We start from the raw sequence: 22,259 nt of genomic DNA, 5'->3' as shown, positions 1-22,259 counted from the left end.
CCGCCGGCAGGGTGCGCGGCGGCGGGGCCGGGAGGCTCAGGTGGCGAGCATTTCCTGATGCTTGCTGGCCAGGCCCAGGTAGGCCTCGATCACCCGTGGGTCATCGGCCAGCTGCTGGGCCGGGCCCTGCATGGCGATCTGGCCTGTTTCCAGCACATAGGCGTAGTCGGCGACCCGCAGCGCGGCGCGGGCATTCTGCTCGACCAGCAGGATCGACACGCCTTGTTCACGCAGGGCGCTGATGATCCGGAAGATCTCCCGGGTAATCAGCGGCGCCAGGCCCAGGCTCGGCTCGTCGAGCATCAGCAGCTTGGGCTTGGCCATCAAGGCGCGACCCACCGCCAGCATCTGTCGCTCGCCGCCGGACAGGGTCGCCGCCAGTTGCTCGCGGCGCTCCCACAGGCGGGGGAACAAGTCATAGACTTCGGTCAGTGTCTGGCTGTAGTCGCGGTCACCCTTGCGATGGCGCTGGAAGGCGCCGAGCAGCAGGTTGTCGGCCACGCTCATGCTGGTGAACAGCTCGCGTTTTTCCGGCACCAGGCCCAGGCCACGGGAGACCATGACTTCGACCTCCGGCACGGTTTCCAGGCTGCCATCGAAGTTGACCTGGCCGCGCGAGCCGAGCACGCCCATGATCGCCGAGAGCAGGGTGGTCTTGCCGGCGCCGTTGGGGCCAATCACGGTGACGATCTGGCCCTTGCCCACCGTGAGGCTGGCATTGCTCAAGGCCTCGACCTTGCCGTAGGCCACGCTCAGGTCGTTGATCTGCAAGACGGCATCGCTGACCTGGTTGTGGCTGACGGCTTGTGGTTCCACGGACATATTCATTATTCGACCCCTCCCAGATACGCTTCGAGTACCGCCGGGTTCTTCTGCACCTCTTCGGGCAGGCCCTGGGCGATACGCTGGCCGAACTCCATCACCACCACGCGATCGACCAGGCCCATGACGAAGTCCATGTCGTGCTCGACCAGCAGGATCGCCATGCCTTCGCTGCGCAGGCGGCTGAGCAACAGGCCCAGGGCTTCTTTTTCCTTGTGGCGCAAGCCGGCGGCCGGCTCGTCGAGCAGCAGCAGACAAGGGTCGGCACACAACGCCCGGGCGATTTCCAGGATGCGCTGCTGGCCGAGGGCCAGGCTGCCGGCTTCTTCGTACAAGTAGTCGCCCAGGCCAACGCGTTCGAGCTGGCGGCGGGCTTCGTTGAGCAGTTCGGCTTCTTCACGACGCTCCAGGTGCAGGGCTGCGGACAGCACGCCCTGGCTGCCGCGCAGGTGGGCGCCGATGGCCACGTTTTCCAGCACGGTCATGGTCGGCAGCAGCTTGACGTGCTGGAAGGTCCGGCTCATGCCCATGCGGGCAACCTGGCGTGAGCTCAGGCCGTTGATCTTCTGGCCAAGGAAGTGCACGTCACCGGAGGTCGGCGTGTCGACGCCGGACAACTGGTTGAACATGGTGCTCTTGCCGGCGCCGTTGGGGCCGATCAGCGCGAGGATTTCACCGGAGTGGATATCCAGGCTCATGTCGTTGTTGGCGACCAGGCCGCCGAAGCGCTTGGTCACATTGCGCGCTTGCAGAATGACCGTGCCGTGTTCGGGCAACTGGCGACGGGGCAGTTCCTTGGCGCTGTCATCGAGGGCGATGACCTTGCGGCGCGAACGGGTCGGCACCAGGCGTGCGAGCAGCGGCCAGAGACCACCCGGCGCACGTTGCATCAGCACCACGATGAGGATGCCGAAGACGATGGTTTCGTAGTTGCCGGTGTTGCCCAGCAAATGCGGGAGCAGATCCTGCAGCCATTGCTTGAGCATGGTCAGGATGCCGGCGCCGAGCAGGGCGCCCCAGACGCTGCCCACACCACCGATCAGCGCCATGAACAGGTAGTCGATCCCCATGTTCAGGCCGAACGGCGTCGGGTTGACGAAGCGTTGGGTGTGAGCGTACAGCCAGCCGGAGATCGCGGCGAAGACGGCCGAGATCACGAAGATCACCATCTTTGAGCGGAAGGTGTTGACCCCCATCGATTCGGCCATGACCTGGCCGCCCTTGAGGGCGCGGATCGCCCGGCCTTCACGGGAGTCGAGAAGGTTCTGTGTGATCAGGATGGCCACCAGCAGCACCGCCCAGATCAGGTAGAAAATCTTCTCGCCCTTGTCCAGGTCGAAGCCGAACAACGACACTGAAGGCAGGCCGCTGACCCCGGTATGGCCGCCCAGGGAGTCGAGTGTGCCGAACAGGTAGTAGAGCGACAGGCCCCAGGCAATGGTGCCCAGCGGCAGGTAGTGCCCGGAGAGCTTGAGGGTCAGCGCGCCGAGAATCAGCGCCACACTGGCGGTCAGCAGTACGCCGGCCAGCAGTGCCAGCCAGGGCGAGGCGCCGGCCCAGGCCAGCCAGGTCGGTAGCTCGGCACTGGTGGTCAGGTAGGCCGAGGTGTAGGCCCCCAGGCCGACAAAGGCGGCCTGGCCGAAGCTGGTCATGCCGCCGACGCCGGTCAGCAGGACCAGGCCCAGCACCACCAGGGTGTACAGGCCGATGTAGTTGAGCAGCGTCACGTAGTAGGGCGGTAGCACCAGCGGCGCCAGGCCAACGACCAGGAGCAGGGCAAGTAACAGGTAGCGCGGGTTCATTCTTCTTCCTCCACATGCCGGCTGGTCAGCGAGCGCCAGAGCAAGAACGGGATGATCAGCGTGAACACGATGATCTCCTTGTAGGTACTGGCCCAGAACATCGAGAAGGCTTCGATCAGGCCGACCGCCAGTGCGCCGACGGCGGCGACGGGGTAGCTGACCAGGCCGCCGATGATGGCGCCGACAAAGCCCTTGAGGCTGATGATGAAGCCGGAGTCGAAATACAGTGTGGTGATTGGCGCGATCAGGATGCCCGACAGCGTGCCGATCAGGGCCGCCAGCAGGAAGGTCGACTTGCCGGCCAGGGTCGGCGAGATGCCCATCAGCCGTGCACCCATGCGGTTGACCGCGGTGGCGCGCAGGGCCTTGCCATACAGGGTGCGTTCAAAGAACAGATAGAGCCCCACGATCAGGCTCAGGGACACGGCCAGCACCCACAGGGTCTGGCTGTTGAACGTCACCGGGCCCAGTTCCAGGCCAGCGTCGGAGAACGGTTCGGTGCGCGCCCCTTCAGGGCCGAACAACAGCAGGGCGATACCGACCATGCTCACGTGCACCGCAATCGAGACGATCAGCAGCACCAGGGAACTGGCCGAGGCGATGGGCTGGAACACCAGGCGATAGATCTGCGGGCCCAGCGGCACGACCAGTGCCAGGGTCAGCAGGGCCTGGACCGCCATCGGCAGTTCGGCCAGCGGCAGGGTGTTGATCAACACGGCCAGCAGCCCGGCATAGCCGAGCTTGAGGAAGATTCGTTTGGGTAGGCGGAACGCCTGACTGGCCCGCGTCGCGCCCCAGAGGTCGAGAACGCAATCGATCAGGGTCAGGCCCAGCAACAGCCAGACCAGTGCAGTCGGATGACCGCTCTGCAGGGTGGCCATGGTCAGGGCGCCGTAGGTTACGAATTCACCCTGGGGGATCAGCAGGATCCGCGTCACGGTGAACACCAGGAGGATCGACAGGGCCAGCAGCGCGTAGATCGCGCCGTTGGTCATGCCGTCCTGGCCCAGCAGCATGGCTATCTGGAAATTCATATTGAGAACTCTTTTTCTACAGATTGAAAATCAAGCAGGCCCGGACCCGCCGGGTGGGCGGGGCCGGGTCGAGCGCGCAGCGGACTGCGCGCCGGCGATCAGTCGTGCAACAGGGTCCAGTTGCCGTTCTTCACCTGGATCAGCTCGCGGCCACGTTCGTCGAAACCGCTGTGGTCCTCGGGCGTCATGTTGTAGACGCCTTGGGTCGCGGCCAACTCGTGGGTTTGCTCCAGTGCGTCACGCAGGGCGGCACGGAACTCGGGCGTGCCCGGCGCAGCCTTGGCCGCGGCAACCGGAATGGCTTTTTGCAGCAACAGGCCGGCGTCGAACGTGTTGCCGCCGAAGGTCGCCGGTTTCGCGCCGTTGAGTTTCTCGTAGGCCGCGGTGTAGTCGCTGGCGATCTTCTTGGACGGGTGGCTATCCGGGATCTCGTCCAGGACCAGCATCAGGCTGGCCGCCAGGATGGTGCCTTCGACCTTCTTGCCGCCCAGCTTGAGGAAGTCCTGCAGCGCGGCGCCGTGGGTCTGGTACATCTGACCACGGTAGCCCTGGTCGAATAGAGTGGTTTGCGGCATCACGGCCGAGCTGCCGGGGGCTGCGACCAGCACGGCGTCGGGACGGGCCGACAGCACTTTGAGGCTCTGCCCGGTGACCGAAGTGTCCTGGCGCTGGAAGCGTTCGTTGGCGACGATCTTGATGTTCTGCGCGGCGGCGAGGCCGGCGGCGACCTTGGCCCAGTTCTCGCCGTACGGGTCGGCGGTGCCGACGAAGGCCAGGGTTTTGACGCCCTTGCGAGCCATGTGCTCGAACAGGGCCTTGGCGATCAGGTCATCGTTCTGGGTGGTCTTGAACACCCATTTTTTCTGTTCGGTCATTGGCAGCACCACGGCGGCGGTGCCGACCGGGGCCAGCAGCGGTACGCCGGCTTCGGCGACGAACTGGATCACGCCCATGGCATTGGGCGAGCCGCTTGGGCCGATGATGGCGTCGACCTTTTCTTCGTCGATCAGCTTTTTCAGCGCCTTCACGGTGGCAGTGGGGTCGCTTGCATCGTCCAGCGAAATGTATTTCACCGTCTGGTCGCCGGCCTGGGTGGGCAGCAAGGGGACGGTGTTTTTCTGCGGCAGGCCGACCAGGGCGATCGGGCCGGTTGAGGAGGTGATAACCCCGACTTTCACTTCAGCTTGCGCAGCGGCGGCGCAGGCAGCACTCAACAACAGCGTGGACACGGCTTTTCTGAAAAGCATGACTTTCTCCGAAGAGTTGCAAGGCGATGCAAGAGGCTTATGGCCAGCCGGCCCCGCCACATCCTGGCGCTGGGGCGGCCGAGTAAATGGCCTGTTTTTTTGTCGAACTGCTCAGTCTCCCGGTTCCTTGGCGAACACCTGGGAGCGCTGATCGACCCTGAACACTCGGTCGAGGGGCGAGGAGGGCAATAGCAGGTTGCATGCCAGAAAATATTTTGAGGGTGGCGAATGGCCGTTACCGCGGCCGTGCGGCGCGGTGGCAATTCGGCCTTTGGGTGTGTCTGGAAAAGGGCCTGGGAATTGAGATTTTTCGCCGTCAGAAAATGCCCATCACGCCGCGGGAAATAAGGCGTTGATCTGGATCAAGAACGCTGGAAAAGGCCTAAAAAATCGATATTTTTAATGGCAAAAAAAGCGCTTTTTTAAGGTGTTATTTCTGCCGTTTCTATCGGGCTTTTTTATTTTTAAACCTGTTTTTTTGACGATTGGTTTTTGCACCTGTTTCCGTCATGTGCGCGTTGAGAACGGTTATCGTCAACTTTATAACTCCATGTATTTAAAGGTATTTATGCTGTTTTGTAGATATTGGCTGACTGTTTTTGGGTGTTACCAAAGTGCACGGTGACGGTGCAAAAGCTAAAAAAATGCACCGAAAATACACACCGTTTAATTTGGGAAAATTCAATTGACATTTCACGTAATTATTACGATTTTAGATTTAAGCGTTTACCCCGTGATGGCGCCGCAAGGTGGTGCTGACGGGTCAGCGTTCCAATCAGTAGGTAGAAGACATGTCGATCGTTGTCGAAGATTTAGCCCTCGGGGGAGATGGCCCCACGGTCATGGTGAAAGACACCATTGATATTGCTGGCCATGCCACCCGCGCTTCGAGTCGTGCCCTGGCTGACGCGCCGCCCGCCACTGAGCATGCTCAGGTGGTCAAGGCGTTGCTCGCCGGCGGTTGCCGCATTACCGGCAAGACCAGCCTGCATGAGCTGGCGTTCGGCACCACCGGCCTTAATGCCTGGGTCGGCACGCCAGACAATCCGCGTTATCCGGGGCGTATTCCCGGCGGCTCGTCCAGCGGTTCGGCGGCGGCGGTGGCAGCAGGCTTGTGCGATTTCGCCCTGGGCACCGATACCGGCGGCTCGGTGCGGATTCCCGCCACCTGCTGCGGCGTTTTCGGGCTCAAGCCAAGCTTCGGTCGGGTTAGCCGCGTGGGTGTGATGCCGGCGGTGAGCAGCTTGGACTGCGTGGGACCGTTTGCCGCCGATATGACGCGGCTGATCGAAGCCATGCGCTACATCGACCCGACTTTCAAGGCGCTGCCAACGGTCGAAGGTGTGCGTATCGGCGTGATCGCGGTCGAGGCCCAGCCAGAAATTCAGGCGGCCGTCGAGTACGCGCTGGCCCGTAGCGGCTTTGAATTGCACGACCAGGAACTGCCAGGCATGCACGCGGCTTATGGTGCGGGAATGGCGGTGATCAACGTCGAAACCTGGAATGGCTGCGGCCATCTCCTGGAAACAGGCAAGGTCGCCAATGATGTGGCCGATCGCCTGCGCGCCGCCAGCCTGACCTCGGCCGAGGCCCTGGAAGGGGCCGAAGCGGTACGCCGGTCTTTTATCGCGGAAGTTGACGCGTTGCTGGCGCAGACGCCGATCCTCGCGCTGCCGACCATGCCTGATTATCCCCTGCTGGTCGCCGATGCTACCGACACCCGTGCTGCGCTGGGCATGACCTCGCTGGTACGGGCTTTCAATCTTTCCGGTCATCCGGCCCTGAGCATTCCTCTGGAAGGCGCCTCGGGACTGCCGGTCGGCCTGCAACTCATTGCCGCCCATGGCGCGGACGAACTGCTGTGTGCAGTCGCCCGCGAGCTGGTTCGGCGCCTGGAAGACTAATCGTCATGCTTACTATGGAGAAACCCATGACTGCGCTAAGCGAGCTGAACCACCAGCGCTGCGTGCCTATCACGGCGGGTGAAGAGTTCCAGCAACTGCTGGTGGAAATCCGTGCGCGTGCGCGGGCTGAAGAGTTTGACCAGCAGAAGTTCATTTCCCAGGACGTGATCGAGCGTTTCCGCACGCTCGGCGTGTACCGCGCCCTGGTGCCCAAGCGCTTTGGCGGTGACGAGCGTTCGCCAGCCGAGTTCTGCCGGATGGTCGAAGACATCTCCATCGCCGACGGCTCCGCCGGCTGGGTGGCGAGCTTTGGTATGAGCCCGGTCTACCTGTCCGCGCTGCCCCTGGAAACCATCAAGAAAATCTACGCCGATTCGCCGGACGTGGTCTTTGCCGGCGGCATCTTCCCGCCGCAGCCTGCGGCCTTTGTCGACGGCGGCCTGGAGGTCAATGGCCGCTGGAAATTCTCCAGCGGTTGCATGGGCGCCTCGTTGATCGGCGTCGGTGTCGCGCCGAAGAACGGCGACATGCTCGGCCTGCCACGCCTGGCCGTCATGCCGCGCGAAAAGGTGCGGATCGAGGAAACCTGGAACGTGGTCGGCCTGGTCGGTACCGGCAGCCATGACGTCGTGGTCGAAGGCGTGGTGGTCCCGGAAGAGTGGACCTTCGTGCGCGGCGGCCCGTCGAACCTGGACGAACCGTTCTTCCGCTACCCGTCGCTGTCGTTCGCGACCCAGGTGCTGTCGGTCGTCGGCCTGGGCGTTGCCCGTGCCGCCCTCGACGAACTCTGCGGCATGGCCTCGGGCCGGATCTCCGTGACCGGCGCGCCGTCGCTGTCCGATCGCCCGTTGGCCCAGGTTGAAATGGCCAAGGCTGAAGCCGCCCTGCGCGCCGCCCGTGCCTGGTTCTACCAGTCCATCGACGATGCCTGGGACAGCATTCTGGCCGGCGACGCGGTGAGCATCGAGCAGACCAATATGCTGCGCCTGTCGTCGACCCACGCCACCCGCGTGGCAGCCGATGTGGCCCGTACCGCGCAAATGCTGTCGGGCATGAGCGGCGTGTATCGCACCAGCCCGCTGTCGCGTTTCGTCAACGACACCCAGGTCATTACCCAGCACGCCTTCATGGGCGACATGACGTACCAGAACGCCGGCGCAATCTTCTTCGGCAACAAGCCGCTGCCGGGCTACCTGTAATTTTTTCCAACTGAATTGGTGAACCCCATGACTGATAAAAAAATGCTTCGCGTGCTGTTTTGCATCGGCATCAACCAGAACTTTTTTGACGCGCCACGTCCTGAGGCGCTGGAGGTTTGGGCCGCTTTTGGCGAGATGTGGAACGGTATCGCCGACCTGCCGGGTGTGACCGTGATCGGCAACATGGACGACGACCAAAGCATGGTCGGCCCTTCCGCAGGCTGGCCATGGACCACCTATCTGCTGGCTGACGTGCCGGATATCGAGACTGTCCACGCCGCGTGCAACCTGTTCCGCACCACCTCGGTCGGCGACGGTCCGTACAAGCTGTGGAAGTACTGCAAGGTCGAGGCCCGTACCGGCCGCGAACTGATTATCCAGCGCTGAGTCGGTCGAGGTCGTGATGTCAAACCAAGCGAATATCGACGCCCTGTGCCAGCGCCTCGACCAACTGGAGAGCGAGAACGCGATCCGGGCCTGCATGAACCGCTATATGTGGCTGTGCGACGAGCTGGGCGTGGATTCCCCGCTCGACGAACTGGCCGGGCTGTTCACCGAGCAGGCGGTCTGGGAAGGCAAGGGCGCCAAGTACCGTGACAGCTTCGGGGGCTACCGTGGCCGCGAAGCGATCAAGGCGATGTTCGCGACCTATATGGTCGAGCCCGCGCACTTTGCACTGAATGTGCACTTCCTGACGTCGGAGTTGATCCGGGTACAGGGTGACAGCGGCGAGGGCAGTTGGGTGATGTTGCAGACTTCGACTTTTGCCTCGGGCGCTTCGCACCTCAACAGCGCACGGCTGACGGTGCGGTTCGCCCGCGAACAGGGGCAGTGGCGCATGGCGCACTTCCAGACCGAAAACCTGTTCAGCCGTCCGGTGGATCGCTGGAACAGCGACGCGCACCTGCCCGTACCCGGCCAGGCCGGCGAGTAATACCCAGAATTCTTAGAGTCGGCGAGCCATGCCGACGAGGAGTGATCGTGAGTAACCTGATTGAAACCGTAACGTTGGAAACCAACCTGGGCGACCTGGTCCAGCCTGATCGCGTGCACACCTCGCTGTACACCGATGGCCAGATTTTCGAGCAGGAACTGGACAAGATTTTCTACAGCACCTGGATCTGGGTCGCGCATGCCAGCGAGATTCCCGAGACCGGCAGCTACAAGAGCACCTATGTCGGCAAGCAGCCGGTGATCGTGGTGCGCGACCGCAAGAAGGGCGTCAACGTCCTGCTCAACCGCTGCCGCCATCGTGGCGCCACCGTGTGCGAGCACAAAAAGGGCAAGACCAACAGCTTCGTGTGCCCGTACCACGGCTGGAGCTACGCGCTGGACGGCAGCCTGCGTGGCGTACCGCACCCGGAAAGCTACGGTGACTGCCTGGACAAAGGCGAGCTGCCACTGGTGAGCCTGCGTGTCGAGGAATACAACGGCATGATCTTCGCCACCTTCAAGGACGATATCGAGCCGCTGAGCGACTTCCTCGGCCCGGCGAAAAAATGGATCGACCTGTTCATGAAGCAGGGCGCCGGCTACCCGGTCAAGGTCGGCGGCGAGCACCGCTTCCGCTTCCCGGGCAACTGGAAGATCCAGCTGGAAAACACCACGGATGCCTACCACTTCCCACTGGTTCACAAGTCGTTCCTGTCTTCGGTGGACGAACAGACCCTGGAGCTGTTCGACTTCGTCGAAGGCCCGGGCTATGTCGAAGACCTGGGCAACGGCCACAGCGTGATGGTGATGATCCCCGACCTGGTGGATCTGGAAGCCAACCTGGACCTGCCGATCCCCGGTCGTTTCGAAGACCTGGCCGCCCAACTGCGCGCCGAAGGTCACGAAGAAGCCGAAGTCCGTCGCATCGTGCGTGCGGTCGGCGGTTCAGGCTTCAACCTCAACCTGTTCCCGAACATCGCCTGCTCCATGGCGTTCTTCCGGGTCCTGCAACCGATCGCGGTCAATGAAACCGAGATCCACCACGCCGTGATCACCATGGACGGCGGCCCGGCTGTGGCCAACCGCTACCGCCTGCGTCTGCACGAGCACTTCCAGGGCCCGATGGGGTTCGGTACGCCGGATGACTCCGAAGCCTGGGAGCGCGTACAGCGTGGCGCCAGTGCCGGCACCGACCTGTGGATCATGCTGAACCGCGGTCTACCAGGCGAGAAGCCGAGCGAAGACGGGCTGGTCAGCGATGTGAGCGCCGAAACCGGCATGCGCGCTGGATACCAGCAGTGGAAAAAGATGATGTCGGTCTAAGTCGACGGAGAACACCATGATCAACCTGCAATTGCTCAACCAAGTCAGCGCCTTTATCTGGCAGGAAGCGGACATGCTCGACCACGGCGAATTCGCCCAGTGGCTGGACCTGTGGACCGAAACCGCGACCTACATCATCCCGATCGATCCGCTGGAGACCGATTTCGAGAACACCCTCAACTACGCCTATGACGATCACCATATGCGCCAGTTGCGGGTCACCCGCCTGACCAGCGGCGAATCGATCTCGACCACGCCGCGTGCCCGTACCGTGCGCAGCCAGTCGCGTTTTCGCATCCTCTCGGATGAAGACGGGATCATCACCGTGCGCTGCGCGCAGAACCTGCGCGAGTTCCGCAAGGATGTGCTCAAGCAGTACACCGCCGATGTCACCTTCCAACTGGTGCGCAACGGCGACAGCTTCAAGATCCAGCGCAAGCTGATCCAGCTGATCAACTCCACCGATACCCTGGCCGGTATCGGCTACATCCTCTGAGGACGCTGTCATGACGCACGTAGCATTGGTCACCGGCGCCGCTCAAGGGTTGGGCCGCAGCATTGCCGAACAGTTGTTGATCGCCGGTTATCGGGTGGTCATCAGCGACCGTTCGCTGGCGTCTGCCCAGGCCACTGCGGCCGAACTCGACGCCAGCGGTGAGCGGGTGCTGGCACTCAAGCTCGATGTTGCCAGCAAGGCCGACTTCGAGACGGCGCTGGCCGATGTGCTCGCCCACTGGGGGTCGCTGCAGGTGGTGGTGAACAATGCCGCGATGACCATGACCACGCCGGTGATGCAGATCAGCCCGGAGGAGTTCGACCGGGTGGTGAGCGTCAACCAGCGCGGCACCTTTGTCGGTTGCCAGGTGTTCGGCACTTACCTGGCCAGTCAGGGTTATGGGCGGATCATCAATATGGCCTCCCTGGCCGGGCAGAACGGCGGTACGGCCACGGGCGCGCATTACGCCGCGTCCAAGGGGGCGATCATTACCCTGACCAAGATCTTCGCCAAGGAACTGGCCGCGGCCGGGGTGACGGTCAATGCCATCGCTCCGGGGCCGATCGAGTCGCCGGCGGTGCGTGCCGCCGTGCCGCCCGAGCGTCTGGAAAAGCTGATCGAGGCCATCCCGGTCAAGCAACTGGGCAACGCCGCGTTCCTCGGCAAGCTGATCGTGCAACTGGCCAGCGAAGACGCCTATTTCACCACCGGGGCAACCTGGGACGTGAATGGCGGGATCTTTATGCGCTGAGCCCCTTGGCCGGCCACAGGGATCACAACACAAGCAAGTCGCGGGGCCGTTCGAACGGTCCCGCTTTACCAAGATATCGGGATGTTCCTGTATGAGCGATCAACTGTTGAAAGTCGTCGTGCGCAAGCGCGAAGAACAGGGCGAGGGCGTTGTCGTGCTCGACCTGAGCGATCCGTCGGGGCAGCCTCTGCCCGCCTTCGAGGCGGGCGCGCACGTCGATATCCACCTCAAGACCGGCCTGGTGCGCCAATACTCGCTGTGCGGCGACCCGGCCAACGCCGACGCCTATCGCCTGGGCGTGCTCAAGGACCCGGCTTCGCGCGGTGGTTCGGTGGCGGTGCATGAGTTGCTGCTCGAAGGTCGCGAGATCGAGATCAGCCTGCCGCGCAACCACTTCCCGCTGGCCGGCGATGCCCGTCGTTCGATCCTGATCGGTGGCGGTATCGGGATTACGCCCATGGTCGCGATGGCCTACGCGCTCAATGCCCGCGACAGCGATTTCGAATTGCACTACTGCGGCCGTTCCCGCAGCCGCAGTGCCTTTCTCGATGAACTGGGCAATGCCGCGTTCGCCGCGCGCCTGCACACCCACTTCGATGATGAGGCCAGCGAGCAGAAGCTCGACCTGCCACGGGTCCTGGGCGCTCCGCAGGCCGGCGTGCATGTGTATGTCTGCGGCCCGGCCGGCTTTATGGACTGGGTGATCGCCGAGGCCCTGAAGGCCGGGTATGCCGACGATCATGTGCACCGCGAGTACTTCCAGGTTGAAGTCGATGCGTCCGGCGCCGGTTTCGAAGTGGTGGCCCAGCGCAGCGGCAAGACCGTGCAGGTCGCCGAAGGCCAGAGCATCGTCGAAGCCCTGGAGGCGGTCGGGATCAAGATTGAAGTGTCGTGCGAGCAGGGCGTGTGCGGCACGTGCCTGTGCGACGTGCTCGAAGGCGAACCGGATCACCGTGATGTCTACCTCACGGACGAAGAAAAATCCGCCAATGACCAGATCCTGGTGTGCTGCTCGCGGGCCAAGTCCAACAAGCTGGTCCTGGATATCTGATAGACCGGAGGGTTAACACCATGGTCGATACAACTGGATTTCGTAACTCGATGGCAATGCTCGGTGGGGCGGTTTCGATCATCACCACCGACGGTCCTGCCGGGCGTTTTGGCTTCACCGCCTCGGCCGTGTGCAGCGTTACCGATCAGCCGCCGACATTGCTGGTGTGCATGAATCGCTCGTCGTTTTCCAACGTGCATTTCAAGAGCAACGGCGTGCTCAGCGTCAACGTGCTGACCCCTGATCACCGTGAGGTTTCCGGGGTGTTCTCCAATCGCAACCTGGACACCGAGCAGCGTTTCTCTGCGGCCAGTTGGAGCACCCTGGAAAGCGGTTCGCCGCTGCTCGACGAAGCGCTGGTCAGCTTCGACTGCCGGATTGCCCAGGCCCATGAAGTGGGTTCGCACACGATTTTCTATTGTGAAGTGCTGGGCATTCGCAATGGCGAGAGCCAGGAAGGCCTGGTGTATTTCAATCGTGCCTACCATCAACTTGGGGAGTCCACAAAAGCCACTTCCTAAGTTTAGTAAGTTGCCGTGTTAGTTGTTGTAAGCCTTTCCATGTGTCCGTAATAAAAATAATGAGAATGCGCCTTTCGCTGTATTGGTGGAGCGTCGCGTCACAACTTTTTTGCAGTAAGTGGTTATAAAAACAATACTGCGGATTGACTGCCAAAGTTGCACTTTGCTGATTTGATCTGCTTCCACTAGCCGTGCCTGTGTGCGGAAAAAAAGAAGGAAAGTTACATGTTTCAGAAGAGCTGGGTAAGCCGTGGCATCACCACTGCGGCGGTAATGGGGATCTTCGCGCCACTGACGGCCTACGCCGACTTTGTCAAAGACAGCCAGGTCAGCCTGGGTATGCGCAACTTCTATATCGACCGTGACTTCAAGCAGTCGGACGCGCCGAAATCGCGGATCGGCAGTTGGACCCAAGGTTTCGACTTCCGGGCCATCTCGGGTTACACCGAAGGCACCCTGCAGTTCGGTCTCGATCTGTCGGCGCAGTACGCCTATCGCCTGGATGGTGGTGGTGGCCGTGGTCCGGACACGATCATTCCGTACGACACCAGCAAGGGCGAGCAAGTGCGTGACTATGGCCGCGCCGCGTTGACGGGGAAAGTGCGTTACAACAAGACTGAACTGAAAATCGGTGAACTGCGCCCGATGTTGCCAGTCGCCTTCATCGATGACTCGCGGCAGTTGATTACCACGTATCACGGTTTCCAGATCGAATCCAAGGAAGTGGATAACCTGACCCTGACGGGCGGGCGCTTCACCGAAATCAGTTCGCGTGAATCTTCCAACCGGGAAAAGATGTATCTGTTCAACGGGCCTAACGTTCAACACCGCAGCGACGGTTTGAACTTCGGTGGTGCGACGTATGCGTTTACCCCAAACCTGTCGGCCACATACTTCTTTGGGCAACTGGAAGATATCTACCAGCAACAGTACCTGGGCCTGACTCATCTTCAGGATCTGGGTGGCGGCTATGGCCTGAAAACCGACCTGCGTTATTTCGATAACAAGGAAGACGGCAAGGCCATGTACGGCGACATCGATAACCGTTCCTACGGTGCCATGACCACCCTGAAAAAGGGTGCCCATGCCATTGGCGTCGGTTATCAGCGCATGCTCGGCGAGTCCGGCTTCCCGACACTCAACGGCTATGCGCCGCAACCGTACCTGATCAACTGGTCGACGGTGGGGTTTGTCAAACCCAACGAAAGCTCGTGGCAGGTGCGTTATGACTACAACTTTGCCGGCTGGGGCCTGCCGGGCCTGAAACTGATGACGCGCTACTTGCGCGGCAGCGGTATCGACCGTGGCAACAATGCCCTGGACCAGAACGTCGAGAGCGAGCGCAACTTCTACCTCAGCTATGTGGTGCAGTCCGGTCCGTTCAAGGACCTGGGCGTTGAATGGCGCAATATCGACGTGAAAACCCGCTATGGCAGCGGTCGGGCCTCCGGTGCGGACTATCAGGAAAACCGCCTGATCACGACCTACACCTGGAAGTTCTGATCCCGGCCACGTGCTTGACCTCGCGAACCGGCAGCGGTTCGCGGGCAGGCTGCCAGAGCCCGCGCATCTGAGCCCTGGCAGCCGTTTTATTCCTCACCCGGAGCGCTCCCTCCGGGTTTTTTTTCGTTGCGGTTTTGGCCGCCCGCACCAAGGAGCGCCTATGCGCCGCTTCCATACCGGCACCGACCTGAGTCGCGTGCACAGCATCGCCGAATTGGCGGATATGGCCCGTCGGCGGTTGCCGTACTTTGCCTGGGAATACCTCAGTGGCGGTGCCGAAGCCGAGTTGACCCTGGGCGACAATCTGCGCGCCTTCAGTGCCTGGGGCCTGCATGCCCGGGCCATGGTCCCGTGCCATGTGCCGGACACCGGGCGTGCCCTGTTCGGTCGGGTGCTGCCGGTGCCGATGCTGATCGGCCCGACCGGCTACAACGGGCTGTTGCATCGCGATGCCGATATCCATCTGGCCCGTGCGGCGACCACGCGCGGTCTGCCCTTTACCCTGAGCACGGCGTCCAATGTTTCCCTTGAACAGATCGCGGCCGCGGTGCCCGGCGTCGATCTATGGTTTCAGCTCTATGCGATGCGCGATCCAAAAGTCCAAGGCGATCTGTTGCACCGCGCCGCAGCGGTGGGCTGCCGGACCCTGGTGCTGACCAGCGACGCCATGGTGCTGGGCAATCGTGAATGGGACCGACGCAATTTTGCTCGGCCCCGGCAGTTGTCCTGGCGCAACAAACTCGATGTGCTGCGCCATCCGCGCTGGCTCAAGCAAGTGATGTGGCCGGCGGGGTTGCCGGGCATGGGCAACCTGCAAGCCTATCTGCCCGAAAGCGAGCGCAATGCGTTGGGCTCCATGGCCTTTATCGGCAAGCAGATGGACACCTTGCTCGACTGGGACATGCTCGCCCGCCTGCGCGATGCCTGGGACGGTCGCCTGCTGCTCAAGGGGGTGCTGCACCCGGCGGATGTCGAGGCCGCCCTGGCCCTGGGGCTCGACGGTATCGTCGTCTCCAACCACGGCGGCCGCCAGCTCGATGGCGCCTTGAGCAGCCTCGACGCACTGGCAGCCATTGCTCCGGTGGTCGCAGGCAAATTGAGCTTGCTGCTCGACGGCGGGATTCGCCGGGGCAGCGATATCGTCAAGGCCGTGGCCCTGGGCGCCGACGCGGTCTTGCTTGGGCGCGCCACCCTGTATGGCGTGGCGGTGGCCGGTACGGCGGGGGCCGGCAAGGCCCTGGACCTGTTGAGCGATGAGTTGAAGCTGAGCTTGAATCTGATGGGCTGTAGCCATCTCAATCACCTGGATCGCAACGCTCTGTTTGCCCGGCGCCCTTAAGCCGCCGTTGGCCCGATGAATTCACCTGGAACCGAGGATGCTATGCAGTTATTTGAGTTGCTGACCTTTACCGTACGCGTGCGGACCGTGGCCACGGCTATGGCCTGCCTGGAACAGCGCCTGCCCGAGAGTCTGCCAGGCGTGGCGCTGATGGGCTGCTGGGCTTCGGAAATCGGCCCGCTGAACCAGATCGCCGTATTGCGCGGCTTTGCCGATGAAGCCACGCGCCAGGCCGAGCGCGAGCGTTATCTGCTCAGTGCCGATGCCTTTGGCATCGAAACCTACCTGACCGATATGCGTGCCGAGAACTACACGCTGTTTCCGTTTCTCGAACCCCTGGCGGCCGGGGCGCACGGGCCGTTCTACGAGCTACGGGTCTATCACCTGGTGCCTTCCGGGCTGGCGCCGACCCTCAAGGGCTGGGAAAAAGCCGTGGGCCCGCGCACGGCGGCGGATTTCTCGCCGGTCTATGCCGCCTTCTATGCCACCGACGGGCAACTGCCCCGTTATCTGCATATCTGGCCCTACACCACGTTGGAGCAGCGCCTGGAGGTGCGCACTCGCGCGGTGACGGATGGCGTCTGGCCGCCGGAGAACTCCGGCCCGCAGTTGCGCGATATGCACTCGACGGTTTATTTGCCGGCGAGCTTTTCGCCATTGCAGTAGGTGCAGGTGGTCGAGTCTGCATAATCGGTTCACTACAAAATGCATTAAAAAACTCGACGCAATCTGATAGCGGCCGGATCAGTGTGCACTTAACCTCAAAACCTCAATCGGGGTAAGGGTATGTGCGGTGTCTATGAAGCGGATGGTAGTTATGTGTTTTACCTCACCAGCAAATATCTGAAGGCGGATGTTCTTGAGCGTTTCGAATCTGAGACAGATGCCAAGAAGGCATTGGCAGAGGTCAGGAAGAGATTGGTTTGGGTGCCATCTCTTCCTGTCAATAGTCTGCCCTACACCGACCTTCCGGGCATATATTCCAAGGATCCGCAATCTAGTGGCAAGAGCCTGTTAAGTCGAATGAAAGTGGCCCTTGTGTCAGTGCGTGACACCGTAAAGAACTGGTTAGCCCAGCTGCTGGGAAAAGTCGCGTCTAAGGGGGATGGGCTACAGTGGGACTCTAGTTGGGACTGGATGCGCTTGAATTTGAAGTGTAATGGGAAGGTTAATTTTAATAACGGGGAGGTCAGCTTTTACAGGTGGGTCGATTGTATTGGTGGAGTGGCAGCAGTACGCACAAGCGCCTCGGACGTCATTTTTGGAGAGTAATCTATAACGTTTGAACGCTGATTACGATACAGGGGGGGTGGGTTTTCCGATGTTCTGTTCGCCCCTTGGACTATGCGCATTAATAGTGGAGGCGGGTGATGAGCAAAATAGGATTTGAGCAAGCCACGTATGTTTCAGATGCGCCCCCCGTTAGCGGGAGTAAGTCTGCTAAGGGGGTGTTCGTCAAGGTTGAGCCGATCATCAGGATGATAGCCAAGCGCCTGGAGGAAGAGCTTGAGCAGGCCGGAAATGTACTCAAGGACCTTGCCTGTAGGCTGGTTCAGCCATTAAACGACCTGTCCAAGTGGTTCTACAGTGTGCTCGGCAAGGGGGCGTCAGCACCAGGCAAGGAGTCACCAACACCATTTGCCCCGCACGCCAATGCCGCGATGTCCGCCGATCAATATAAGATCATCGTAGATAAGGCTATCTTAGAGAGTGCGCGTGACGGCTTGTGCAAAGCTAACGTTGAAGTCTTATTGAGCATCAGCCGTAACACCCTGGAAAGCAAGCACGCTGTGCTGGCGACCGGCAATGGTGCATTACGCCGCGTAGTTACTGCGTTGTCGGCGCTGTCTACTAAGTACTCTGATACAGACATAAACGCGCGGGCGGGAAAAATTCTGAACCACATTATGGGTACGACGAAGGATAAGAAGGGGCTTGCGTTTTCGCAATGGGGGACAACGGGGAGCATCGCTACGACACTGGTCCAACTCCCAGATCAGTTGCGTGGCAAAGCGGGGGCGGACCAGGAACTGGCTGAGGCTGATGCGTGTCTGGAGCAGGCGGCTGCCGATATTCGTCAGTTGGCTCCCGATATCAGTCAGTTAGCTCTCGATGTGCTGAAACTGTTGGGCGATCCTGAGTCCACGAATAAAACCGCCGAAACCCAGAGTGCACCGCTTGGTGATATAACCGGCGAAGAGAGTGAGCATGAGGCACTGTTCGAGAGCCTGAAGAAGTCGTTATCGGTGGAACAAGACTCCTCGGCGATCACGATCAAGCATTTAGATCTTGCGCTGATGCTCAGAGCCATGCGCGAGGGCTCCATCAGTCCCAACGAATTGGGCGAGCGAGTCAAAACCGGTGCCGATCTGAAAGTGCTGCAGTCGCTGTACCAAGCGCGTGATATCGAGGCGCCGAGTCTTGAGAAGAGCCTGAGTGAATTGGCGACGGGCACGCAAGGCAGTGATACGGCGCTGGGTAATATCAGCGTGGCGCTGATGCGTTTATTTCGGGAGACCGAGACGCGCTGGAAGTTAGCAAGCAAAGCCATGCCGGCGGTGGCGGAGGATGTACTGCGGGCGCGGTTCAACACTCATTTGGAGTTGCAATTGCGTAATCAATTGCAGGGCCTGGACAGTACGATTACCGAGCAGGTTCTGAAACAGTTGCAAAATGAAAGCCTGGGCAAATGCCTGAGTTCCGTTTTTGGAGAGGTGGATAAGTTGCGTCGAGCGTCGTTGTTGGGAGAGCGCACAATGCCCATGGTCAGCCTCATGATCGCGACGTTGCGCGAGCAACTGAAACTGTCGACGCGGGCCCAAGGCGAGACCCAGAGCCAGTCATGGTCATTGCTGGCCCCCGAGGAGCTGGTGGCCCTGGCTCGCGTCATGCAGGAAGACGAACGCGTAGCGGCCCCAGGGCCAGCCGTTCTTGGTCAAACCCCGAGATAACGCTGGGACAGTTCCGGCGTCTGGGCCAGTTGTTCCGGGCTGCCCTGCCAGACCTGGCGGCCCTTTTCGATAATGTGATGGCAATCGACCACGCGGGCCATTTCCTTGAGGTTCTTGTCGATCACCAGGATGGTCTCGCCTTCGGCCTTGAGGCTGGCCAGGCAATTCCATATGGTTTCGCGAATGATCGGCGCCAACCCTTCGGTAGCTTCATCGAGAATCAGCAACTGCGGGTTGGTCAGCAGGGCCCGCGCCACCACCATCATTTGCTGCTCGCCGCCGGACAGCGTGCGTGACAGCTGCTCCTGGCGCTCCTGCAGGCGTGGAAACAACTGGTAGATACGCGCCAGATCCCATTTGCCGCGCGTGGCGGTGGCCAGCAGGTTTTCGCGCACGCTCAGGCTGCCAAAACCGCGCCGGCCCTCGGGCACCAGGCCGAGCCCGGCCTGGGCGATGCGGTAGGGGGCGGCACCGCGCATTTCCCGGCCATGCACCAGAACGCTGCCGGCGCTGGGCTTGAGCAAGCCCATGATGGCCTTGACGGTGGTGGTCTTGCCCATGCCGTTGCGGCCGATCAGCGACACCACCTGGCCTTGTTCGATCTTCAGGTGCATGTCGAACAGCACCTGGCTCAGGCCGTAGCCGGCCTGCAAACCACTGACTTCAAGCATGTTCTTCTCCCAGGTAGGCGGCGCGCACTTGCGGGTCGTTGCGGATCTGCTCGACGCTGCCGGTGAGGATGGTCTTGCCGTACACCAGCACGGTGATCCGGTCGGCGAGGGCGAACACGGCGTCCATGTCGTGCTCCACCAGCAGGATCGCGTAGCGGCCCTTGAGCTCGAGCAGCAACTGGGTCATGCGGGCCGATTCTTCGGCGCCCATGCCGGCCATGGGTTCGTCGAGCAGCAGCACCGAGGCTTCCTGGGCCAGGGCCAGGGCGATTTCCAGTTGCCGGCGCTCACCGTGGGACAATTCGCTGACCAGCGAGTGGCTGCGCCCGCCCAGGCCGACACGTTCCAGGTAGACCGCCGCCGGGTCGAGCAGGCGCCGGTCGCTGGCCAGCGGGGTCCACAGGCCAAAGCTCTTGCCTTCGCGAGCGGCAATGGCCACGGCGACGTTTTCCAGCAGGGTGAACTCAGGGTACAGCTGGCTCACCTGGAAGGCCCGCGCCAGGCCCAGGCGTGGACGCTGGTGGGCGGGCACGTCGGTGATATCGCGACCAGCGAGGAAGATCCGGCCCTGGTCCGGGCGAATCTCCCCGGCGATCTGCGCGATCAGCGTGGACTTGCCCGCACCGTTGGGGCCGATGATCGCGTGCAGCTCGCCAGGGGTGATATCGAAGCTGGCGCCGTTGGTGGCCTGGATCGCGCCAAAGGCTTTCTCCAGGCCCTGGATGGACAGTTGGGCGGTCATGGGCGTACCTCGCTGATTTCGGCATTGACGACCCGTGCCTCGGCCGGCGCCTTGCGCCAGCGGGGCAACGGGGTGAGCAGCAGCCCGTAGAGACCCTTGCGTCCGAACAGCACCACCAGCAACAGCAGCGGACCGAACAGCAGCAGCCAGTGCTCGGTCCACAAGCTCAGCACCTGTTCCAGGCCCAGGTACACCGCCGCGCCCAGGACCGGGCCGAGCAGGGTGCCGACGCCGCCAAGAATCACCATGGCCATCAGCTCGCCGGACTTCTGCCAGGCGCCCATGTCGGGGCTGACGAACATCGCGTAGTTGGCCCACAGAATCCCTGCCAGGCCGCCGCCGACCCCGGCGATGACAAAGGCGCTCAAGCGATAGCGCAGCGGCTCCAGGCCCAGGCTGACGCTGCGTCGCTCGCTCTGCTTGAGCCCGCGCAGGACAAAGCCGAAGCGCGAGCCGACCAGGCGCCGGCAGAACAGCAGCCAGGCCACCAGCAAGCCCAGGCACAGGTAATAGAACTGCACCGGGTTACCCATGTCCATGCCCGGCAGGCTGTTGCGTTCATTGATCAGAATGCCGTCGTCACCGCCGTACACCGACAGCGAACTGAGGACGAAGTAGAGCATCTGGCCGAAGGCGAGGGTGATCATGATGAACTGCACCCCTGTGGTGCGCAGCGACAGATAGCCGATCACCAAGGCGAACAGGGCGCAGACCAGCAGGGCCAGGGGCCAGACGATCAGCGCGCTGTTGGAGCCTTCCCAGCCCCACAACGGCATGAACTGGCTGGTATGGAAACCCACCACCCCGACCACATAGCCGCCCAGGCTGAAGAAGGCCGCGTGGCCGAAGCTGATCATCGCCCCGTAGCCGATCAGCAGGTCGAGGCTGGCAGCGGCCATGCCGTAGATTGCCAGGCGGGTAAACAGGCTGACCAGGAACGGTTCGTGCAACAGGCTGGCGAGCAGCGGCAGGAGGGCGAAGGTCGCCAGGCAAAGCAGGTCGATCAGGACTCGACGGGACATAGGGTCTCTCCTTACGCGCGAGCGGGCAACAGGCCACGGGGTCGAAACAGCAGGACCACGGCCATGACGATGTAGGCGCTGGCTGAAATCAGCCCGGCGCTCAGGGTGCCGCTGATTTGCGCCGGCAGCAGTTGGTCGAGCAACTGGGGGATATAGGCGCGACCCAGGCTGTCGACCATGCCGATCACCAGGGCCCCGGCCAGTGCGCCACGCACCGAGCCCACGCCACCGACCACAATCACCACGAAGGTGGTAATCAGCACGCGTTCGCCCATGCCGATTTCCACCGACAGCAGCGGTGCTGCCATAAAGCCGGCCAGCCCGCACAGGACGCAGCCAAAGACAAAGACCAGGGTGTACAGGCGCGAGATATTCACGCCCAGGGCGCCGACCATTTCATGGTCATCGGCGCCGGCGCGGACCAGCATGCCCAGGCGGGTATGGTTGATCAGCAGCCACATGGCGATGGCCACCACGATGCCGGCGGCGATAAACAGCAGGCGGCTGACCGGGTACATAAGCCCGGGCAGCACTTCGACGAAACTGCCGTACCACTCGGGCGTTGGCATTGCCGTGGGGCTGCGGCCGAAGAGCACGCTGATCAGTTCATTGCTGAAAAACACCACGGCCAGGGTTGCCAGCACCTGGTCCAGGTGATCGCGGTTGTAGAGCCGGCGCATGATGCTGGTTTCGATCAACAGCCCGTACAGCGCCGAGCCGATAATGGCGGCCAGCCCGGCGAGCCAGAACGAGCCGCTGACCGAGGCGGTGTAGGCGGCGCAGAACGCGCCGACCATGTAGAAGGCCCCATGGGCGAGGTTGATCACGCCCATGATGCCGAAGATCAGTGTCAGCCCGGAGGCGAGCAAAAACAGCAGGGCACTGTATTGCAGGCCATTAAGGATTTGTTCAAGTAGCAGCATGCTGGACATCCTACGAGAAGTGCCC

22 protein-coding genes are annotated in these 22,259 nt (G+C 61.9%); 14 read left to right on the top strand and 8 right to left on the bottom strand.

Annotated features, from left to right (window positions below):
* Positions 1-36 precede the first annotated feature (36 nt).
* The 4 genes from NPS46_RS07000 to NPS46_RS06985 form a co-directional block, all read right to left on the bottom strand.
* Positions 37-822 carry an ABC transporter ATP-binding protein gene (locus NPS46_RS07000; RefSeq protein ID WP_425312709.1) on the bottom strand — a complete coding sequence of 262 codons (786 nt, stop codon included), beginning with the start codon at positions 820-822 and terminating at the stop codon, positions 37-39.
* 5 nt (positions 823-827) lie between these two features.
* Positions 828-2,624 (bottom strand): branched-chain amino acid ABC transporter ATP-binding protein/permease, encoded by a 1,797-nt coding sequence (locus NPS46_RS06995; protein ID WP_274105703.1) that lies wholly within the window; start codon positions 2,622-2,624, stop codon positions 828-830.
* Positions 2,621-3,658 carry a branched-chain amino acid ABC transporter permease gene (locus NPS46_RS06990; RefSeq protein ID WP_274105702.1) on the bottom strand — a complete coding sequence of 346 codons (1,038 nt, stop codon included), beginning with the start codon at positions 3,656-3,658 and terminating at the stop codon, positions 2,621-2,623. Before NPS46_RS06990 ends, NPS46_RS06995 begins: the two co-directional genes overlap by 4 nt.
* A gap of 98 nt (positions 3,659-3,756) precedes the next feature.
* Complete coding sequence (locus NPS46_RS06985; RefSeq protein ID WP_274105701.1) at positions 3,757-4,905, bottom strand: ABC transporter substrate-binding protein; 1,149 nt, start codon at positions 4,903-4,905, stop codon at positions 3,757-3,759.
* A gap of 791 nt (positions 4,906-5,696) precedes the next feature.
* On the opposite strand from NPS46_RS06985, the gene NPS46_RS06980 reads away from it, so the two are divergent.
* From NPS46_RS06980 to NPS46_RS06915, 14 genes are all read left to right on the top strand, one after another.
* A complete protein-coding gene (locus NPS46_RS06980) occupies positions 5,697-6,809 on the top strand; it encodes an amidase (RefSeq protein WP_274105700.1) in 1,113 nt (370 codons plus the stop codon).
* Between the two features lie 26 nt (positions 6,810-6,835).
* Complete coding sequence (locus NPS46_RS06975) at positions 6,836-8,008, top strand: acyl-CoA dehydrogenase family protein (RefSeq protein WP_274105699.1); 1,173 nt, start codon at positions 6,836-6,838, stop codon at positions 8,006-8,008.
* Between the two features lie 27 nt (positions 8,009-8,035).
* Positions 8,036-8,395, top strand: a complete 360-nt coding sequence (locus NPS46_RS06970) for an IacB protein (protein WP_274105698.1) — start codon at positions 8,036-8,038, stop codon at positions 8,393-8,395.
* 16 nt (positions 8,396-8,411) lie between these two features.
* A complete protein-coding gene (locus NPS46_RS06965) occupies positions 8,412-8,942 on the top strand; it encodes a nuclear transport factor 2 family protein (protein ID WP_274105697.1) in 531 nt (176 codons plus the stop codon).
* A 47-nt stretch (positions 8,943-8,989) separates the two neighbouring features.
* Positions 8,990-10,264 (top strand): aromatic ring-hydroxylating oxygenase subunit alpha, encoded by a 1,275-nt coding sequence (locus NPS46_RS06960; RefSeq protein WP_274105696.1) that lies wholly within the window; start codon positions 8,990-8,992, stop codon positions 10,262-10,264.
* Positions 10,265-10,283: 19 nt separating this feature from the next.
* A complete protein-coding gene (locus NPS46_RS06955; protein WP_274106031.1) occupies positions 10,284-10,760 on the top strand; it encodes an aromatic-ring-hydroxylating dioxygenase subunit beta in 477 nt (158 codons plus the stop codon).
* Positions 10,761-10,770: 10 nt separating this feature from the next.
* Positions 10,771-11,511, top strand: coding sequence for an SDR family NAD(P)-dependent oxidoreductase (locus tag NPS46_RS06950; RefSeq protein ID WP_274105695.1), 741 nt, complete (start codon positions 10,771-10,773; stop codon positions 11,509-11,511).
* Between the two features lie 91 nt (positions 11,512-11,602).
* Positions 11,603-12,562 carry a PDR/VanB family oxidoreductase gene (locus tag NPS46_RS06945; RefSeq protein WP_274105694.1) on the top strand — a complete coding sequence of 320 codons (960 nt, stop codon included), beginning with the start codon at positions 11,603-11,605 and terminating at the stop codon, positions 12,560-12,562.
* 20 nt (positions 12,563-12,582) lie between these two features.
* Positions 12,583-13,083, top strand: coding sequence for a flavin reductase (locus NPS46_RS06940; protein WP_274105693.1), 501 nt, complete (start codon positions 12,583-12,585; stop codon positions 13,081-13,083).
* A 225-nt stretch (positions 13,084-13,308) separates the two neighbouring features.
* Complete coding sequence (locus NPS46_RS06935; protein WP_274105692.1) at positions 13,309-14,586, top strand: OprD family porin; 1,278 nt, start codon at positions 13,309-13,311, stop codon at positions 14,584-14,586.
* 160 nt (positions 14,587-14,746) lie between these two features.
* Entirely contained in the window at positions 14,747-15,925 is a 1,179-nt protein-coding gene (locus NPS46_RS06930) for an alpha-hydroxy acid oxidase (protein ID WP_274105691.1), read from the top strand.
* Positions 15,926-15,967: 42 nt separating this feature from the next.
* Complete coding sequence (locus NPS46_RS06925; protein ID WP_274105690.1) at positions 15,968-16,591, top strand: NIPSNAP family protein; 624 nt, start codon at positions 15,968-15,970, stop codon at positions 16,589-16,591.
* A gap of 120 nt (positions 16,592-16,711) precedes the next feature.
* Entirely contained in the window at positions 16,712-17,197 is a 486-nt protein-coding gene (locus NPS46_RS06920) for a hypothetical protein (protein ID WP_274105689.1), read from the top strand.
* A gap of 98 nt (positions 17,198-17,295) precedes the next feature.
* Positions 17,296-18,876 carry a hypothetical protein gene (locus tag NPS46_RS06915; protein ID WP_274105688.1) on the top strand — a complete coding sequence of 527 codons (1,581 nt, stop codon included), beginning with the start codon at positions 17,296-17,298 and terminating at the stop codon, positions 18,874-18,876.
* Here the strand turns inward: NPS46_RS06915 and NPS46_RS06910 are convergent.
* From NPS46_RS06910 to NPS46_RS06895, 4 genes are read right to left on the bottom strand one after another with little or no spacing between them, the layout of a single operon-like run.
* The gene (locus NPS46_RS06910) at positions 18,861-19,547 is read right to left on the bottom strand and encodes an ABC transporter ATP-binding protein (RefSeq protein WP_274105687.1); all 687 of its coding nucleotides are present in this window, start codon (positions 19,545-19,547) and stop codon (positions 18,861-18,863) included. The genes NPS46_RS06915 and NPS46_RS06910 overlap by 16 nt on opposite strands.
* The gene (locus tag NPS46_RS06905; protein ID WP_274105686.1) at positions 19,540-20,289 is read right to left on the bottom strand and encodes an ABC transporter ATP-binding protein; all 750 of its coding nucleotides are present in this window, start codon (positions 20,287-20,289) and stop codon (positions 19,540-19,542) included. Before NPS46_RS06905 ends, NPS46_RS06910 begins: the two co-directional genes overlap by 8 nt.
* Positions 20,286-21,311 (bottom strand): branched-chain amino acid ABC transporter permease, encoded by a 1,026-nt coding sequence (locus NPS46_RS06900; RefSeq protein WP_274105685.1) that lies wholly within the window; start codon positions 21,309-21,311, stop codon positions 20,286-20,288. The genes NPS46_RS06905 and NPS46_RS06900 overlap by 4 nt, the downstream gene beginning before the upstream one ends.
* 11 nt (positions 21,312-21,322) lie before the next feature.
* On the bottom strand, positions 21,323-22,234 hold the full coding sequence (locus NPS46_RS06895; RefSeq protein WP_274105684.1) for a branched-chain amino acid ABC transporter permease: 912 nt from the start codon (positions 22,232-22,234) through the stop codon (positions 21,323-21,325).
* Between the last annotated feature and the right edge of the window lie 25 nt (positions 22,235-22,259).

This window comes from Pseudomonas putida, assembly GCF_028682395.1.
GTDB classification, from domain to species: Bacteria; Pseudomonadota; Gammaproteobacteria; order Pseudomonadales; family Pseudomonadaceae; genus Aquipseudomonas; species Aquipseudomonas putida_AB.
The sequence above is the reverse complement of the archived record's forward strand: the minus strand, read 5'-3'. Positions and strand labels throughout refer to the sequence as shown.